We start from the raw sequence: 17,977 nt of genomic DNA on the forward strand, positions 1-17,977 counted from the left end.
GCTGCCGTGGTGATCTGATGACGGTTGAAGATTTTTGTTGATCATTCAATCCATCAAAATATTTGGTGAGTGGCAGGGATATATATTGATTTTCCTCTGAGCGACTTGCCACTACCATGATGATCATGCTGTAGGTTCATTTAGGAAAACGAATGTTATCGCCCATGCTTTCCCAACTTCTTGGTGCGGTGAAGCCTTCACCGACACTCTCCATTACCAAACGTGCGGCCGACATGCGTCGAAGAGGCATCGACGTTGTCAGCCTTTCTCAGGGAGAGTCAGACTTCCCTACGCCCGAACATATCTGTGATGCAGCGAAACGCGCCATCGACTCCGGTGTCACGCGCTACACGGACGTTGATGGCACCCCCGAGTTGAAGGAAGCCGTCGTTCGAAAGTTTTGGCGCGACAACAGCCTTTCGTACGATGTCAGCGAAATCAGCGTTGGCACGGGTGGCAAGCAGGTTATTTTCAACGCGCTATTCGCTTCACTTAATCCCGGCGACGAGGTCATTCTCCCCGCGCCCTATTACGTCTCGTACCCCGACATGGTCCGGTTGATCGGCGGTGTGCCTGTCGAAGTTCAGTGCGGTGAAGCGCAGGGGTTCAAGATCACCGCAGAGCAGCTTCGCGAAGCCATTACGCCTCGCACCAAGTGGTTGATCCTCAACTCCCCAGGCAACCCCACTGGGGCGGGTTATTCGCGCGCAGAACTGGGCGCCCTGGCAGCTGAGCTCCTCAGACATCCGCACGTTATGGTAATGACGGACGACATTTACGAACACATTCGTTATGACGGGTGGCAGTTCTCGACCATTGCCTCCGACGCGCCAGAGTTGCGGGAGCGAATCCTTACCGTCAATGGTATGTCAAAGGCTTACTCGATGACCGGATGGCGCATCGGATTCGCCGGCGGCCCAAGGTCGCTAATCGAGGCAATGGCAACCGTCCAGTCGCAAAGCACCAGCAATCCCTGCTCCGTCTCCCAGGCTGCCGCGCAAGCCGCATTGGACAGCCCGATGGATTTCATCAAGGGACGCAATGACGCGTTCCAACGCAGGCGTGACACCGCGTTAGAAAAATTGAACGCGATCGACGGCATTCGCTGCAGGCGCCCGGAGGGTGCGTTCTATCTCTTTCCGTCCTGGGAAGGACTGATCGGCAGGGCAACGCCGGAAGGAAAGATCCTGCAAAACGACGTTGACCTTTGTGACTACCTGTTCGACTACGCACGCGTTGCAGTGGTGCCTGGAATCGCATTTGGCACGGGTGGTCACTTCCGGATTTCGTTCGCCACGTCAGACGAGCGTTTGGCGTTGGGATGCGACCGAATCAGTCAGGCTTGCGAACTGCTGAGATGAAAATTTGGTGGGTTTCCATCTGCATAGCTGAAACCTGCACAAGCATCCTTGCCTGATTGCCAGGCACCTCCGAACCTATTGAACACTAGTGAGTTATCCATGGATCTGGGTATCAAGAATCGCGTTGCACTTGTCATGTCAGCTGGCGGTGGGCTGGGCTCCGCCATTGCGCTGGCACTCGCTCGTGAAGGTGCAATGGTTGCAGTATCGGACCAGAACAGCAAGGCACTCGAAGACACCGTATCACGCATTCATGCGGCCGGAGGAATCGCCCACGGTTTCCAGGCCGACCTTGCCGACCTCAAGAGCATTTCGGCCATGGTCGCAGATGTCAGGAGCACGATCGGCGACCCTGAAATCCTGATCAACAATTCCGGCGGACCGCCGCCCTCGCTGGCCGCAGGCGTGGCGCCGCAGCAATGGCGAAACCAGTTTGACTCAATGGTTGTGTCATTGATGCACCTCACGGACCTGCTGTTGCCGGCGATGAAACAGAAAGGATGGGGCCGCATCATCACCAGTACATCTTCAGGCGTCGTTGCGCCGATACCCAACCTGGGCATGTCCAACGCGCTACGTCTGGCCCTGGTTGGCTGGTCGAAGACGCTGGCCAATGAAGTCGCCGCCGATGGCATCTGCGTCAATGTCGTCCTGCCGGGACGAATCGCTACAGACCGCATCCGTTCACTGGACGAGGCGCGTGCGAGCCGTGAAGACAAGACCTACGAGGAAGTCGTTGCCGCGAGCACGGCGTCGATACCGGCAAGGCGCTACGGCAAACCCGAAGAATATGCCGACACGGTGGCCTTTCTCGCCAGCGAACGAGCTGCTTTCATTACAGGATCCGTCGTACGTGTCGACGGCGGCATGATCCCCAGCATTTAATCAACATTGATAAGGAACAGATGATGGAAACGACGCCAGCAGTACGAAGTGCCGCGGATCGCGAGGCTATTCGCCAACGCTTCCTGTTAGTGGATACGTCCAACGTCGCGGACGTGCTCGACACGCTCGGTTTGTTCAACCAGGGGCTCTCATCGGTCCTTACCCCGTATCCCGCCTCCAGCGGCAAGCTGGCAGGCTGGGCATATACGATTCGCGGCCAGATGTCGCCTTATGAACTCGGTGGCGACCCGGACAAGATGAAAGCCTGCTCAGGGGTGTCGACAGGCGACGTCACGGTCTGGAGCGGCGACGGAGAAGGCGTCTGCTATTTTGGCGAGCTCATCGCTATCGGCATGAAAGAGCGCGGCTGCGTCGGGTCGTTAGTCGATGGCGGCATTCGCGACATTCGCTGGATTGCCGAGCAGGATTTTCCGGTGTTTGCGCGCTATCGCACTCCGGTGCAGTCCATTGCGCGCTGGAAGGTCAATGGCTGGCAAGTGGCCGTCAGCGTGCGTGGCGCCACTTCTCAGTGGGTCACGGTACGTCCTGGCGACTTCGTGCTCGGAGACGAAGATGGCGTGCTGGTCATTCCAGACGACATGGTCGATACCGTGCTGGTTGAAGCAGAACGCCTAACGGAGAAGGAACGCCTTATCCGCACGGAATTGCAGCAAGGCCTTAGTCTGGCTGAGGCGCTGGCGAAGTACGGACACGTCTGATCATGTGGTTCAGCCCGGATAAACTGCCGAAGCATTCCGGACTGGCCCGTAAGAGTCGAGCTGCGGTCGTACAGCTCGACGCTACGACAGTCGCCTAGTGGTCGAACTCCGCTCGATGCAGACAAACCACGAAGAGTTTTCCAAAATCGCTCGATGTTCCTGGCCGATTCAGTGAGACGTGCCAGTCACGCGTCGGAGCGGCGCTCACGAAAACAGCGGCAAAGATTCGGTGGTGGTTTGGCGCCGACGTCGCGGGGACGTGGATCGACTGGGCAATGCAACAGATTTCTCGTTGGTCGAACCGAGCCGACGGTTAAGATCCCACAGCGCCAGACAGACGGACACACGAGCGGGAGTCCCCGTCAATGCCAGTTCAAGCCGGCCCAGCAGTTCCGGCAGACTCACTCCCCCTGCTCGCTTAGTTTCGAATGTTGATTTCCACCGAATTCTGACCCTCCTCGCGGAACTGCTCGTGAGTCGGGAGCGGTTATCCGTCCTCTCGCTCGTCGACTCCATTGCTGAAGCCGAGATTAGCCTCATCTACAGGCGCGCCGCACCGCTCAGCAACGCGGCCAAATGCATTGTGGAGCGCCTGGCCAGCGTGATCCGCACCTCCATGGCCTCCGACGTTCCTTTCAAGCGCCTGCTCTTCAACTCGGTCGAGTGCCTGCTATAGGGAGTACTCAGAGTACGCACGGCCGACCCGCAGTCAGGAATCGAAGCCCATTTCCAGCACGAGTCGGCCGCGCGTGACCTGCCTGGTTTCGAGTGCGCGGTGCGCCGCTGCCGTATCGGCAATGGGGAACACACCGGCAATCGCGGGCCGAAATATCCCCTGATCCGCAAGTTGCGCGACCGCGAGCAGAGCCTCGCGCTGATCCTCTACTGTCGCGCGTGTGACCGTTACGCCGAATTCAACACCTCTGTCCACTATGGAATCCGCGGTCAAATACACAAGGTGTCCGCCACGTCGCAAGACAGGATAGGAACGCGCATGCACGGTGCCGCCGATCAGGTCAAATACCGTATCCTGGTCGCGCAGCGTGCTGAAATCGTCGCGATCATAGGCAATCGCCCGATGCGCACCGAGACCCAGCACGTAGTCGACGTTGTCGGCCCGGCACGTGGCGCTCACGTGAGCCCCCAGATGTCGCGCGAGTTGCACCATCAAGCTTCCGACTGCGCCCGCCCCGCCGTGAATCAACACATGCGCATCGCGTGTGACACCCGCCGCTCGCACCACCGCACTCCATGCGCTAATGCCAGGCTGTAACAGCACCGCCGCCTGATGATCCGACAAATTGGCGGGTCTCAGCACGACGCGTTCCGCGGAGCAAACCATCATTTCCGCGCAAGTACCGCCGCGAGTCAGATCGGCCAGTACACAAACGACGTCACCGACCACCAGATCACGCACCCCTTCGCCCACCTGATCGACGACTCCGATACCGTCCCGCCCGGGGATCATCGGGAACGCGAGCGTAAAATGTTGCTGGAGCAATCCGGCCCTGAGCTTGGTATCGAGAGGCGCGACCCCTGCCGCCCGCATCCTGACCCGGACATCGCCTGGCCCGACAACTGGATCTGGATGCGTCACGCGCTCGAGCACATCGGGACCTCCGTAACGAGAATACTGTATCGCCTGCATGAGTTATTTTCGCAAATAGATAGTTACTTCTGAAAAAATCGCCGCGGCTGCCGGCCCCAGATCTTTCCGTCCTTGTCGACGTGGAGTATGTGGACAGAACTCGTGGCAGTACCTTCCCACCTCTCTCCGGCCAGCGAGGCATTACCCCCGTTTTCGGATATAGCGCCCCTCATCCGAGCGCCAGAGGGACTTCACCCCTCCTGAACAGCGCGCTGCTCAGCACACACTACGGACGACTCCGCCCTGTGCAGCGGATCGGTACTCAGGCTCTTGCACGGGCTACCTGCTTGAGCTTCTCCCTTCGCATCGCGACGACGGGTGCCTACGTTCTTCATCGAAGCCTGCGCCGGCGCCACGCCACCTTCGTCCCGGAGGCCAGAGAGTCCGTCAACAGGCTCCGTCTGTCCTTGTGCCGGCTCACTCATACTCCCCGGCTTTTAACGTCACATGGGGTTTCAACGCGCCAAGCGCGCTCATTGCTTCCGTTTAACTGCGCATCAACAGCAGCATTCGTCGCACGGCCGGATGCCGAATGATTGGTCCCGACGCCGCTCCCGTCTACGGGCTTCCCCTGCACTCGTTCACACGCGCAAATTACTGCCTGCTGATAAGCGCGTTCGCCGATCGCAGTACAGTCTTGACCACCAACGAAGCATGCTGCATTCATCATGAAAAACATGGCCTGCAAAACCGAGGCGTTGAAATTGGAGCCACACATGCTGCGCCATCGGCAAAACACCGAACTGTTCCGTCTGGGCGTGGACGATACAATCATCTCGAAGCGCGTCAACCGGCGTAGCGTCGTTCACAACTACGAGTACGGCGATCGCAGTCTTGCAGAAGAGCTCGACCAGATCGAATCCCGCAGGACATCAACGTCATGCTCGACGAGAAAGCCAGCACGATTTCCCGGCGCATCAAGGACAGCAATACCAACGGCCCGTTCGCTGATGCTTTCCGGCGCATTCAGGCAGCTGAGGGCAACGCTCTGCGGGCGGAAGCGGACCGCTTCCATGCCACGCCGTACGGACACTGCTTGAACTGGTTCATGGTTGACCGGTGCCCCAAACACTTCGAATGCTACGTAGATTGCCCCACCTCTCGGCAACTGATCTGCCGGAGAATCGGCAGAACCTGATCCAGCTCGAGGGCACGTTCAAACTCGTGCTGGAAACGACCAAGGCCAGGCCAATTAACCAGCATTGGACGGAGGAACCAGCTCGACCACCCGGAGACGCGGCTGGCGGGCGTACAGGGACTCCTTGCTGCTTCGCGTTTTTCATCTAGGCTCCAACACCATCGCGTGTGCACCCCATCTCCTCTGGCCACCACGGAGCGCTCGACCATCCAACGTGGGCTTCGACAGCAGGTCTTGCCCGCACGCTGCCGTTCACCCTGAATGCCACGAACACTGAGATCATGAGGCTACCCCGCACATGGGCAAGATCCCCATTCCGCATAGCAAGCGAATGAGCAAATACAGTTCTGGCGGCGGCCCAGCAACGCGTCGCTGCTACCCGACCGGTCTAAGGCAAAAGTGCGTCAGGTTGCGCCCACGCTCACATCCAACGCGCGACTACTGCGAAGCGCCGTCAGCGAGCCGTGCGCGGCGACGCCGATCGAGCACGAACACCGCTGCGAACGAGATCACATTGGCCCCTAACAAATACCACGCAGGCGCCATCGGGTTGGGCGTGACCATCGCCAGCCAGGCCACCACCAGTTGCGCCGTGCCCCCGAAAATCGTCGTCGGCACGCTGTAGCAAATCGACACGCACGTGCTGCGCACGGCCTGTGGAAAAATTTCGGGGATCACGCACAGGTGGAACGGCGACATCAGCACGCGCAGCAACGTCAGAAACGCGACCATGCCGAGAAAGACGCTGCCAGTGCCGGCCTGCAACACCCATGCGAACATGGGCAGCACTGCGAGAATCGAAAGGAACTGTGGAACGACCAGCAGGCGGCTGCGTGGAAAGCGGTCGAAATAGATCCCCGCGCCCAGCGACGCAACAATGCCAACGCCGCCCGTGACAAAGCCCACGAGCATCGACGTCGAAGTCGGCAGATGCAGCACGCGCATACCATACGTGGTCATGTAGTGGCCAACCACATACACGGTGATGGTTGGGCCGATCAGCACGCAACAGGCAAGCACCAGGTCCGACAGATGCGCATCGACGATGCCGCGCAGCAGTTCGCGGTTGCTCTTTACCGCGTGTTCCGCGTTGAGCGTCTCATGCAACCGGCTGCGAATGTAGATGCCGAGCGGCGCGATCAGCAGTCCGAGCATGAACGGAACGCGCCAACCCCATGCACTCAGTGCGTCGGCAGACAACACCGATGACACCGTATAGCCCACCAGTCCGCCGATCAGCGCGGCGATGCCCTGCGTAGCGAGTTGCCAGCTGGTATAGAGGCCGCGGCGGCCCGCCGCCGCGGTTTCGAGCAGATACGAGGTGGCGGGGCCTGCTTCGCCTCCGGCAGAAAGTCCCTGCAGCAGACGCCCAAGGACAACGAGCAAGGGCGCGAAGATGCCGATGTGCGCATAGGTCGGCGTGAACGCGATGATCGCGGTGCCCAGAGCCATCAGGCCAAACGTCAACGTCAGCGCAGCTTTGCGCCCCCGCCGATCGGCATACGCGCCGATAACCACCCCACCGAGCGGACGTGCGACAAAGCCGACGCCGAATACGGCCACGGACGCAATGACTTGTGTCGCCGGCGAGAACGATGGAAAGAACGCACGGCCGATGAATACCGAGAAGAATGCGTAAACCGTGAAATCGTAGAACTCTAGAGCGTTGCCGGCGACAACTGCCACGACATCACGCATGGATGGCGAAGCGCGAACCTCGGATCGCCCCACGGGCGCTGTCTGGGTACCAGCGGAAAGTTGCGGCACAAACTGTCTCCTCTTTCTCGAAGTGCCGACGACCCTTGCCGTCCGCGTTAAAAAATAGTGATATTCGGCGCGAATACTGTCAACGCAACGTCAAAATTCCTCACTAAAAGGAAACGATGGCGCAACTCTTGCATAGCGAGGCGAAAGTGGCTGTCAGTGGGAACTGGCAGAGCGCCTCGCGATCCATGTGACCGGCATGTGCCGCACAGCGCCGGTTGCGAGCGAACGTCTTTCTTCATGTGATCCTAGGCAATCACGTTCGATTCAACGGTGCTCTCCGCCATCGCGCGACGCGAGTTGAAGTTCAAGTGCATGCGCCGTTATGCACCCGCTGCATCACATCGCGAGTGGCGCTCCACTGCAGTCTGTTGTTACGTCACGCCAATTACGCCAAGAGCCGATTGTTCCACGCACAACCAAAAGTGAACAGCGCCACCGGAACAGTCCTTCCTCTTGTCATCATCACGCAATACGCTAGAAGAAAGACGGCGTCGACAACCCGTTCTTTTCCCTCATTGCATGTGCTGTGGGTGCGTGCAACAACACCAGGAGCCGTAGTGAAACATATTGCAAAAGTGGTGGAACTCGTCGAGTCGAAGAAGGACGACTACATCGCGCTAGCCAACGACATCTGGTCACTTGCCGAAATGCGCTATGCCGAATTCGAATCGGCCGAACGGCACGCGTCAGCGATCGAGGCGGCCGGCTTTACTGTCACGCGTGGCGTCGCCGGCATGCCGACGGCGTTCATGGCGCAAGCCGGCCGTGGCGGCCCCGTGATCGGCTTTCTCGGTGAGTACGACGCGCTCGCGGGCCTGAACCAGGAGAGCGGCGCCACGGCGTGCCGGCCCGCCGCGGACGCAGCAAACGGCAACGGCCACGGCTGCGGCCACCATCTGCTCGGCACCGCATCGCATCTGGCCGCCGTCGTGGCGCGCGACTACTTCGCGGCGCATGGCATCGAGGCCACCGTTCGTTTCTACGGCTGCCCCGCGGAAGAAGCCGCGGCGGGCAAGACCTTCATGGCCCGCGCCGGTCTCTTCGACGATCTGGATGTCGCGTTGTGCTGGCATCCGTCGGTGGCCAACTCCGTCTTCATGAACGCAACACTGGCCAATGTCCAGGCGTATTTCCGCTTTCACGGCAAGGCATCGCATGCCGCACTCGCGCCGCACCTGGGCCGCAGTGCGCTCGATGCAGCCGAGCTGATGAATATTGGCGTCAATTATCTACGTGAGCACATGCCTGACCAGGCTCGTGTCCATTTCGCCTACATCAACTCCGGCGGCATATCGACGAATGTCGTGCCGGCTCATGCCGAGACGCTTTATACGATTCGCGCGCGAACGAGCCCCGAAGCGATCGACCTGTTCGAGCGCGTGAAGCAGATCGCCGAGGGAGCCGCACTGATGACTGGCACGCGCGTCGAGATGGTGTTCGATAAGGCCTGCTCCAACGTGCTCCACAACGACACGCTCGACGCGGTTCTGGATCGGAACATGCACGCCATCGGCGGCATGAACGTGACGGCGAACGAAGTGGCTTTTGCCACGGAGATTCAGAAGACCATCAATCCGGACGACCTTGCGAATGCGTCGCGGCATTTCGCGGCGGCGCTGCGCGATCCTCGCCCCATCATTCCCGAAATCCTGCCGTATCGCCCGGATGTGGAACGGCCCGTTACGGGCTCGACGGACGTCGGCGACGTGAGCTGGGCGGCGCCGACGACGCAATGCCTGACAGCCTGCTATGCATGGGGTACGGGCTTTCATTCATGGCAGATGGTTTCGCAGGGAAAGCTTTCGCTGGCCCACAAGGGCATGCTGCTCGCCGCCAAGACGCTTGCCGCCACCGGCATCGACCTCGTGGGACAACCCGCGACCTTGCGCGCTGCCCGTGAAGAACTGCATCGAAAACGCGGTTTGAAGCCGTATCAATGTCCAATACCCGGCGACGTCACTCCGCCGCCCGCACGCGCTGCGGGCACGCCCGCAGCGCGTGCGTCGCAAGACGTGATTGCCTGAGATCACTTCACAGTCAATTGTTCAATGGGATAGCTCGCCCCACCCAAACGCGTAGGGCGAGCTATGTTTAAAACGATCGTGGCCCAGTTAGAAGCGTTTGCGAATACCGATCGCGACCACGCTTTGATCATCGCCCGGTTGGCTCAACGAGCCGTTCGCCAGCGTGGCGATTGCATTCTTCTGGTTGACGACATAGCCGAGGCGCACATAGAGGGCCGTCACTTTCGACAGGTTGTAGTCGTAACCAAGCCCGAGTGCCAATGAATTCGATGCGGACCTGCCCGCGACATTGCGATAGACGGCGGAGAACTTGATGTCGTTGGTCCCTTGCCGCGCATTCACGCCGATCATGTGCGTCGTAGCAACGTAATAGTGCGCGTAATCTGGGACTGTCATATTGAACTCATACGACAGCCTAACGGCGCCAAAGTCGTACATCGCGCCGGCGCCAAGCCACTTGTTCTTCACCGAAGGCAATGCCGCCGTCGGGTCCGTGTGGATCACATCATAGAACACACCGAGATACAGCGGTCCGTTCAGGTATTCCAGTTGGGTGCCCTGAAAGTAGCTTTCCGGATAGCCCGGGGTCGTGACGCCGCGCGGCGCGGCCATTACTTCGAACTGGAAGCCGCCAAAGACCGGCGTCATATATGCGACCGCATTGCTGATCCGGGAGTCACCGATCGTCGCCGCCGCGCCGAGATCCAGGCTGAGCGACGCCAGCGAAGCATACGGAGAAAACGCGCCGACGGCGTAGAACGGATCGAGCGAAAGATTGAGCTCGGTTGGATACTGCCGGCCCATTCTGATGCGCCCCCAGTCGTTCGAAATGAGTGAGATATTCGCTTCGCGACTGAAGAACGTGCTTTCGTTCTGCGCCGTAGTGCTACCCGCCGTACCGTTCGTCAGCTTCAAGGCCGACTCCAGGTTAAAGCGCACATAGAGGCCGCTGCCCAGTTGCTCGACGCCAAGAAAACCGAATCGTGACGTTGCCCCCGCGCCACTTTCCATGCTCAGAACTTCCTTGCTGCCCGCATGGCTGTATTGCAGGCCGGCATCGGCGACGCCATAAAGGATCGTTCCACTCGTCCCTGCGAACGCATCCGGCACCAGAATCTGAAATGACTCACCCGCCCATGCATGTGATGCGAAAAGCAGGTCCGAAACGACTAACGCGATGAGGGTCTTTTTGCATTTTCTCATTATATGTACTCCGAACCAATTGAAATATTAATAGTTATTTGAATCGAACTTCCCCGCGACTGATCAAATCCCGTTCACGAAAGACGTGCACATCGCAAAGTGCTTCGCGCCACCGAAGAACGCGGGAAAGTTCTGGTTATCCTCCTGCATCCGCGCGTGCACGGGCGACTTGAGCGCGAGCATCAACGCGTCGATCGAAGGGAACGTCAACTGGTTTCGCTGCATGTGCGAGACGCGCTCGAAAGGCATCACGTCGCACCAGTCAAGACGGGTGAAGACCTGCACCTGCATCACACCGGGATAGTCGAGCATGATCTGCGGATGGTGGCTGACGTAGTAGGTTAGCCAAGCGTTAAAATCCTCCGCCTGTCCGGGGTAGTGCACGAGGTAGCTGCATGTTTGCTCGCTATCCGCGCCTTGCGGCAGGCGGCCGAGCGGCAGGAAAGTCCGCGTAAGCATGGCCTGCTGCGTCATTTGCTCGCCCGCAACATGCCGCCATAACGCGGAGCCCGCGAATTCGAGCAGTCGGCCTCCGGGCATCAACTGCGACTCCAGCGCCTCGATCGAATCGAATGCGAGTCTCATCGCCGCACGCGGCGCGGGGCCGTCGCGATGATAAGTTTCGACGGCCGCCGGCCTGTGCAATTCGCCACAGCGCAAATGCGGAATCCGCGCGAGCTCTGCGCGGAACTCGGCAAAAGCGTCGGCCTCCGCCGGTGACGTGTGTTCCCGGGCAGTCAGGAAGTAGGAAATCATGGTTACTTCAAACGTTCGCTTGTTCGGTTTCGGGATGCTTCGCCTCTCGCACGGGCGGCGCCTGTACGTCGGGAGGAATCGGGCTGACGTAGGGACGCCCGTTCGTATGAAGTACGAGCTCGGCTTTCGCGGCCCCGAGATGTGTGGGATCGATGCACAACTGGACCGCCGTGCCTGCCATGACCTTCGCGGCGTGCACCATGCCCTTGTGCGCAGCCGGCAGCTTGCCTTGAGCTACGAGCTGCCACGTGTGCATGTTCGTGCCGATCGCGTAGCATGCGCCTAGGTACTGCGCCGTGGGCACAATCCAGCTCACATCACCGACGTCGCTCGAGCCCGTCAGCGTGCCAGGCTCCTCGTGCAACACAAGTGCGCGCACGCTCAGGCCACGCTCGTTCGGATCACCACGATACGACTCGATGCACTCGCGCAGATCGGCGTCGGTAATCCGCTCTGTCAGTTCGTTCGCGAATGCCTGGTCGACTTCGTCAAAAGGCGGTGCGCCGAGCGTCGCGAGCATGTCCATCATCAATCGCTCGATCACGCCATTGCGCAGCACATTCGAGCATGCGCGATCGAATTCGATGCTAAGCTGCGTATCGGTCATCAGCGCCGCGGCACGGCCAATCTGCTCGACGCGGGCTGCCAGTTGGCGGGTGTCGTCGAGATCGGGAGACCGCACGACGTACAACACTTCAGCATTGGCCTGCACCACGTTCGGAGCGTATCCACCAGCATCGGTGATCGCGTAGTGCACCCGCGCATCCGGTGGCATGTGCTCGCGCATGAAGTTCACGCCGACGTTCATGAGTTCGACCGCGTCCAACGCGCTACGGCCGAGATGCGGCGACGCGGCCGCGTGAGACGCGATCCCCGAGAAACGGAACGCCATCTGAATGATGGCGAGGGATTTGTACTTGAATACGCCCGAATAGGGACCCGGATGCCAGGCCAGTGCCGCGTCGAGGTCGTCGAATGCATTTGCACGCGCCATGTAGGTCTTGCCCGCGCCCCCCTCTTCAGCGGGACAACCGTAATAACGCACGATGCCGGGAAGCCGGTGGCGCGCGAGATAATCGCGCGTCGCAATCGCCGCCAGCATCGCGCCGGCGCCGAGCAGGTGGTGGCCGCACCCGTGACCATTTGCGCCCTCGCAAGCCGGCATCGGCTCGACCGCTCCTGCGACCTGGCTCATATCCGAAAGCGCATCGTACTCACCGAGAAAGCCGATGACGGGACCATCCTCTCCGCACTGCGCGCTGAACGCCGTCGGAATGCCGCCGACATTGCGCGTCACGTGGAATCCTTCGCGCTCAAGCACGGCGATCTGCTCCTTAACGGATTGAAACTCCTGCCAGCGAGTTTCGGCGAGCCCCCATATCTCGTCAGACAACCGGATCAGGCCATTTTTCTTCGCATCAACGAGAGCAGCTATTTCGGCCACGCGCTCATTCAACAATTGACTCACGATTGCACTCCTGCGTATTGCGACGGAAAGCCGCCGCGCAACGTACCGCGCCGACGCGCATCAACGGCCGCTACGGCGACGGGCGGTTCGACATCGGAAGGAATGGGACACTGGTATGCCGCGTCGGCCGACTGTTCCTGTAGCGCCCGCTTCGCGGCGGCGAGAGTGGTCGGATCGTGATACAGCGCTGCCGCCGTGACGGCCAGCACCTTGGCGGTATGCGTCATCCCCTTGTGGGCAAGCGACGACTTGCCCTGTGCGACCAGTTGCCATGAGTGGAACGGTGTGCCGAGCGCGAAGCATGGCACGAGGCAGCGGGCCGTCGGCACCACCCAACTAACGTCGCCCACGTCGGTCGATGCGGGCAGCACGGGCGGCATCCGCTCCTCCGGCAAGATGGCGTCGTGGAGCTCGCCCTTCAGATGCGCAGCGCCGAATATGGCGAGACTCGCGCGCGCCTCTTCCTTTGAAATGGCTTGCTGCATCCGGTGCGCGAAAGCCCGGTCGTGGTCGTCGAACGGGACTGGGCCCAGTGCCTGCATGCGCACATACATCAGCTCCGAAATCGCGGGATTCGGGCGCATATTCGACATCGCCTTCTCGACGCGCACCTGCATCGCAGTCTCGGACATCATCGCGGCGCCCTCGGCGATCCGTACCAGACGCGCATGGATGGACTGCACGACTTCAAGTTCGGGCGCACGTATCTGGTAGACAACCTCGGCGTGAGCCTGCACGACGTTCGGCGCGCGGCCGCCCGTGTCGTGAATCGCATAGTGCAGACGCGCGTCAGCCGGAATGTGTTCGCGCAAGTAGTTGGCCGCCACGTTCATTAATGCGACCGCGTCGAGCGCGCTTCGTCCAAGATGCGGCGCGGCCGCCGCATGCGCCGCCCTGCCGGAAAACGCGAAGCGCGCGTGCAGTGTGGCAAGCGTCGACATTGCGTCGATCGCATAGATGCTGGACGGATGCCACGTCAATGCGGCGTCGACGTCGTCGAACACACCGGCGCGCGTCATGAACGTCTTGCCCGCGCCGCCTTCCTCCGCGGGGCAACCGTAATAGCGGATGCGACCCGCGACACCTGTGTCGCGCAAATGATCGCGGACTGCCAGCGCGGCGAGCAACGCGGCGCCGCCCAACAGATTGTGGCCGCAACCATGGCCGTTGCCGGCATTCACGACCGGCGCGCGCGTCGTGGAGCCCGCGACCTGACTCAACTGGGGCAATGCGTCGTACTCGCCCAGCAGGCCGATCACTGGTCCGCCGTCGCCCCATTCCGCAACGAACGCGGTCGGAATGCCCGCAAGGCCTTGTGTCACCCGAAAGCCTTCCCGCGTCAGTTCTCTTATCTGAAGGTCGGCGGACGCGTGTTCCGAGTACGCGGTCTCCGCAAGGTCCCAGAGCCTGTCGCTCAGGTGCGTGCACAGCGCGCGATGATGCTCGATGCGAGCGACCACGTCCCGTTCGGCTTCGTTGAGCTTCAACATAATGTGACTGATTGAAAGGTGTTTCAGTGCAGCGCGAGATTGCTCTGCAAGATCGCAGATCAATGACTTGCGCGGTATGTTGGTGCTGCGCGGCGGACACCTCACCAAGGCGAGGAAAAAGTCCCGGCACATCGTCTCTTCACAACAAACGCCGGAGCACTGTCATCGGCGTGAGAAATGGTTATGTTTATTCGTTGATGGGTCAAACCGCGAAAAAAAAGACGCGCAGATAACGCGCGTCAAATTGCTATGGCCCGGGTTTTGCTTTGCGCTGCGGCCGGTGCATTGCTAGGGTTGACTCAGCACGCATTCGACCGCATGAAAGACACGTCTGCTCATTGGGTCGTCCGCATTGGCCTCGTCGAGAATGGTGTCCTTCAGGCTTTGAATGAAGACCTTCGCCGCCGCGCTTAGCGGGGTTGCGCGCCGATACATCAGGTTCACTTCCACGTCGGGGATGGTCTCCGTCACGGGCAGCACGCACAGCCCCTCTTTCGCGACGAGCAGTTCCGCGAGTGGCCATGGCATGATCGAGAGAACGTCGGTGTTACAGATCAGGCCGATCATCATCGACGAGGAATGCGCGACGTGCACGCGCGGCTTGTAGCGGCGAAAGTACTCACCGAATGGCCCGTCGCCTTCGGCGTCGTTTTCCGTGAAGTCTCGGTTCAACACCCAGCTCGCGCCCTTCAGTTGCGGCAACGTGCGGCATTTCGCGAGCGGATGCCCAGCGCGACCCACTACCGCGTAACTCACGAGGAAGAGCGGCACTTGCTGGAATTCGTCCCGGCATGAAGGCGGACAGCCGCGATTCACCGAGAGATCGAGCGTGCCGTCACGCAGTTTCGGCAGGGCGACGCTCAGCAGGCTCTCGTAGAAGACGAGCCGGGTATCGGGCATTTCCAGTTCGAAGCGCTTCATGATGCCACCAAGCAGCGCGCTGGCGACCCACGTCGGCAGCGCAACCGTCAACCGCTCCCTGCCTGCTCCTGAGAAGCGGTCCATCTCGTCCTGCGCGCGTCGCAACTGCTGGATCATCAGACGCGCGTGCGCCAGCAAAGCGCGCCCAGCTTCAGTCAGACTGATCCCGGAGGCTTCGCGGACGATCAATGCCACGCCAACCTGGGCTTCGAGTTCGCGCATCGCCTTGGTCACCGCCGCCGGTGAAAGTTCAAGCGCCTTCGCTGCGTTGCGAATGCTTCCGGTATCGGAAATCGCGACGAGCGTGCGTAGTTGATGAATCTTCATGAGGGGGTGTCTCCATATCCAGTCCGCAACCAAAAGTGAACGAGCTTACTTCCATTGATGCCCGCCGCTGCCCTTCTCGCCTGTTGCGCACGCGAACGGGTACAGGTGTCCCTTGCGTGCCAATGGGCGGTATTGTCATCGAGTATCGGAGCACGTGACGGAACATGGTGCAAAGGTAATGCAGTCTGCCCCGTCAATAAAGCGAAAAGCGCGGCGTTGCCGGATCGACAGGCCGCACGACGCGTGGAGTGAATGACAGGAGCACAGACAGGCGGGGCAGCGCACGAGGCGCTGATGAATGCCGGCGAGAAGGCGCCGCGAGCAGCGCGACCCGGTCCTGCAGGGCCGACGTGCTCGCGCCGTATCAAAAGTAGTGTTGCACGCCGAAGCGCAGCGAGGCCTGCGAACTCGTCGACGAAGGAGCGAGCGACGGCAGGGCCGCCTTGGCGCCACCGCTCGCGTGCTGATACGTCGCTTCGGCGTAGAGCATGGTGCGCACCGAAAGATGGTACAGGTCCGACAGCGCGACCGTGGTGTAGGCGTGGCCGTTGAACCAGGTCGTCGAACCACCCGCGACGACCGCGTTGAATGGCGTCATGCTCCAGTTGACGCCCAACTCCGCAGTCGTGGCATGCGCCGCGTCGGCCGCATCCGCGATTCGCACCGTGTTCAATATGCCATGCACGGCCCACGTGCGATTCGGGGTCCACGAGCCAGCCATGCCCGCGATTCGCGTACTGCTCGCACGAAACGCGCTGCCGCCCGCGAGATTCTGACCCAGAAACGACGCATAACCGAGTGCCGTGTTGAACGCATAGGCCTTGTTGCGTGTGTCGCTGTACACGGCAGACAACTTCAACGGTCCCGATGCGTAGAAAACATCGGTGCCGAAGTAGCGTCCCTGCCCCGTCGACGAATCCGCGAAGCCGTACATCACGTGCGCGGACATGCCGTACCAGACGGGGCTCGCGTACCTGATCGTATTGCTGAGCGGGGTGACCGCGGCATTGTCGATATTTCCGGGATGATAGGCGAGATAGTTGTACTGAACCGCTCCATTCGCGTTCGGCGTAAACACCTCGTTGGTCAGGTCCCACTGCCGCCCCATGGTAACGGACCCGTAGCGCTCATTCGACAAGCCAATCCACGCCATTCGACTGAACAGCACGCCCGCCGTTGCGAAACTGCCGGTATTCGAAAAATAGCCGTTTTCGAGCCGGAAAATCGCGCTGGTACCGCCTCCCAGGTCTTCGCTTCCCTTGAAACCGAACTGGTCCGGGACCGCTATCGGCCCCATCATCACTGCATGGCCGCCCTTCGTGTTGTTCACATACCCCATGCTTTCGTCGATGCTGCCGTAAAGCGTATAGCTCGATTGTGCATTTGCATCCGCGCATGCGGACGCCAGCACGCTCGCAATCACGAGCGTGCCTGCTTTATGTAGGCTCATTGTTGTGTGGTGTGGAAGAGGCCGTCGCTTCTTGACCCCGTGTCACGACGGCCGTGAAAGGGCGATTAGGGCTTCAATACAGGGAGCGTTTCTGCCCACATCGGGTGATGAATGTTGCTGCCTTCAAACGGTGGGAATTTTTCGAAATCCGCGCGCATCTCGTGTCTGACTGGCGAATTCATCGCGCGCGTGATCGCTTCGGCGCTGTCGAACATTAACTTGTTGCGCTGCATGTAGTGCACCCGCTTCCACGGCATCGCATCGACCCAATCGACCCGCGTGAAGATCTCGATTTCGCGCACGCCGTCAAAGAATTTCATGATCTGCGGATGATGCGACAGATAGTACGCAAGCCATTCGTCGAAATTCTCGGCGCGGCCCGGATAGTGAACGAGAAACTGGCAAGGCAACGCCCCTTGCGGCACCTGCGCTTGCGAATCCAGCACCGGAAAAGGCCGCCGCGCCATGACCTGCTGCTCAACCACACATGTCGCGAGGCTCGGGTAATCGTCCCTCGCGAGTTGCTGCAGATGTCCGTCGGCGGCAATCGCCGACTCCAGCTCCGCAAGCCGTTCGAAGTCGAGCTGCATGGCGAAGATCGGCGATGGACCGTCGTCCGTGTAATAGTCATCCGCCGCGGATGGCGTGTACAGGCGCGCGCGGCTCAATGCAGGCGTATTTTCCACGCACGCGCGGATATGGCGCCGATCCTCGTCGCTGATACGCGCACTCGGGTCGGGATGCTGGAAGGTGACGAGATAGGAGAATTGCATGTTCGGTCCGAGTGGTTCGATCGAATGAGGTGGCGGCGCGGGCGGGC

At 60.5% G+C, this 17,977-nt stretch carries 15 protein-coding genes and 1 pseudogene; 6 read left to right on the forward strand and 10 right to left on the reverse strand.

The window, feature by feature from the left end; genetic code table 11:
* The first annotated feature begins 164 nt into the window (after window positions 1-164).
* From KHO23_RS24455 to KHO23_RS24470, 4 genes are all read left to right on the forward strand, one after another.
* Complete coding sequence (locus KHO23_RS24455; RefSeq protein WP_236066974.1) at window positions 165-1,361, forward strand: pyridoxal phosphate-dependent aminotransferase; 1,197 nt, start codon at window positions 165-167, stop codon at window positions 1,359-1,361.
* 99 nt (window positions 1,362-1,460) lie between these two features.
* Window positions 1,461-2,246 (forward strand): SDR family oxidoreductase, encoded by a 786-nt coding sequence (locus KHO23_RS24460; protein ID WP_211613944.1) that lies wholly within the window; start codon window positions 1,461-1,463, stop codon window positions 2,244-2,246.
* A gap of 20 nt (window positions 2,247-2,266) precedes the next feature.
* Entirely contained in the window at window positions 2,267-2,965 is a 699-nt protein-coding gene (locus KHO23_RS24465; RefSeq protein ID WP_236066975.1) for an RraA family protein, read from the forward strand.
* A 472-nt stretch (window positions 2,966-3,437) separates the two neighbouring features.
* Window positions 3,438-3,641: a hypothetical protein gene (locus tag KHO23_RS24470; protein ID WP_211613945.1), complete on the forward strand. Its 204-nt coding sequence runs from the start codon at window positions 3,438-3,440 to the stop codon at window positions 3,639-3,641.
* A gap of 33 nt (window positions 3,642-3,674) precedes the next feature.
* Here the strand turns inward: KHO23_RS24470 and KHO23_RS24475 are convergent, their stop codons facing one another.
* Together KHO23_RS24475 and KHO23_RS35575 are read right to left on the reverse strand one after the other, a co-directional pair.
* Window positions 3,675-4,574: an NADP-dependent oxidoreductase gene (locus KHO23_RS24475; protein ID WP_328821999.1), complete on the reverse strand. Its 900-nt coding sequence runs from the start codon at window positions 4,572-4,574 to the stop codon at window positions 3,675-3,677.
* 528 nt (window positions 4,575-5,102) lie between these two features.
* Window positions 5,103-5,301, reverse strand: a pseudogene (locus KHO23_RS35575) (acyl-CoA dehydrogenase); the annotation flags it as partial.
* A 192-nt stretch (window positions 5,302-5,493) separates the two neighbouring features.
* Here KHO23_RS35575 and KHO23_RS35145 point away from each other — a divergent pair.
* Window positions 5,494-5,751 carry a hypothetical protein gene (locus KHO23_RS35145; RefSeq protein WP_236066976.1) on the forward strand — a complete coding sequence of 86 codons (258 nt, stop codon included), beginning with the start codon at window positions 5,494-5,496 and terminating at the stop codon, window positions 5,749-5,751.
* Window positions 5,752-6,189: 438 nt separating this feature from the next.
* Here the strand turns inward: KHO23_RS35145 and KHO23_RS24485 are convergent, their stop codons facing one another.
* A complete protein-coding gene (locus KHO23_RS24485) occupies window positions 6,190-7,437 on the reverse strand; it encodes an MFS transporter (RefSeq protein WP_236066977.1) in 1,248 nt (415 codons plus the stop codon).
* A gap of 638 nt (window positions 7,438-8,075) precedes the next feature.
* Here KHO23_RS24485 and KHO23_RS24490 point away from each other — a divergent pair.
* Window positions 8,076-9,542, forward strand: a complete 1,467-nt coding sequence (locus KHO23_RS24490; protein ID WP_211613948.1) for an amidohydrolase — start codon at window positions 8,076-8,078, stop codon at window positions 9,540-9,542.
* 87 nt (window positions 9,543-9,629) lie between these two features.
* Here the strand turns inward: KHO23_RS24490 and KHO23_RS24495 are convergent, their stop codons facing one another.
* From KHO23_RS24495 to KHO23_RS24525, 7 genes are all read right to left on the reverse strand, one after another.
* Window positions 9,630-10,745: a porin gene (locus KHO23_RS24495; RefSeq protein ID WP_211613949.1), complete on the reverse strand. Its 1,116-nt coding sequence runs from the start codon at window positions 10,743-10,745 to the stop codon at window positions 9,630-9,632.
* Window positions 10,746-10,808: 63 nt separating this feature from the next.
* Entirely contained in the window at window positions 10,809-11,501 is a 693-nt protein-coding gene (locus KHO23_RS24500) for an ethyl tert-butyl ether degradation protein EthD (protein WP_211613950.1), read from the reverse strand.
* Between the two features lie 7 nt (window positions 11,502-11,508).
* Entirely contained in the window at window positions 11,509-12,969 is a 1,461-nt protein-coding gene (locus KHO23_RS24505; RefSeq protein ID WP_211613952.1) for a M20 family metallopeptidase, read from the reverse strand.
* Window positions 12,966-14,459, reverse strand: a complete 1,494-nt coding sequence (locus tag KHO23_RS24510; protein ID WP_211613954.1) for an amidohydrolase — start codon at window positions 14,457-14,459, stop codon at window positions 12,966-12,968. Before KHO23_RS24510 ends, KHO23_RS24505 begins: the two co-directional genes overlap by 4 nt.
* 288 nt (window positions 14,460-14,747) lie before the next feature.
* Window positions 14,748-15,707: a LysR family transcriptional regulator gene (locus KHO23_RS24515; protein WP_211613956.1), complete on the reverse strand. Its 960-nt coding sequence runs from the start codon at window positions 15,705-15,707 to the stop codon at window positions 14,748-14,750.
* Between the two features lie 364 nt (window positions 15,708-16,071).
* A complete protein-coding gene (locus KHO23_RS24520; RefSeq protein WP_211613958.1) occupies window positions 16,072-17,157 on the reverse strand; it encodes a porin in 1,086 nt (361 codons plus the stop codon).
* Between the two features lie 65 nt (window positions 17,158-17,222).
* Entirely contained in the window at window positions 17,223-17,930 is a 708-nt protein-coding gene (locus tag KHO23_RS24525) for a hypothetical protein (protein ID WP_211613960.1), read from the reverse strand.
* Window positions 17,931-17,977 lie beyond the last annotated feature (47 nt).

It is taken from the genome of Paraburkholderia haematera (assembly GCF_905220975.1).
GTDB classification, from domain to species: Bacteria; Pseudomonadota; Gammaproteobacteria; order Burkholderiales; family Burkholderiaceae; genus Paraburkholderia; species Paraburkholderia haematera.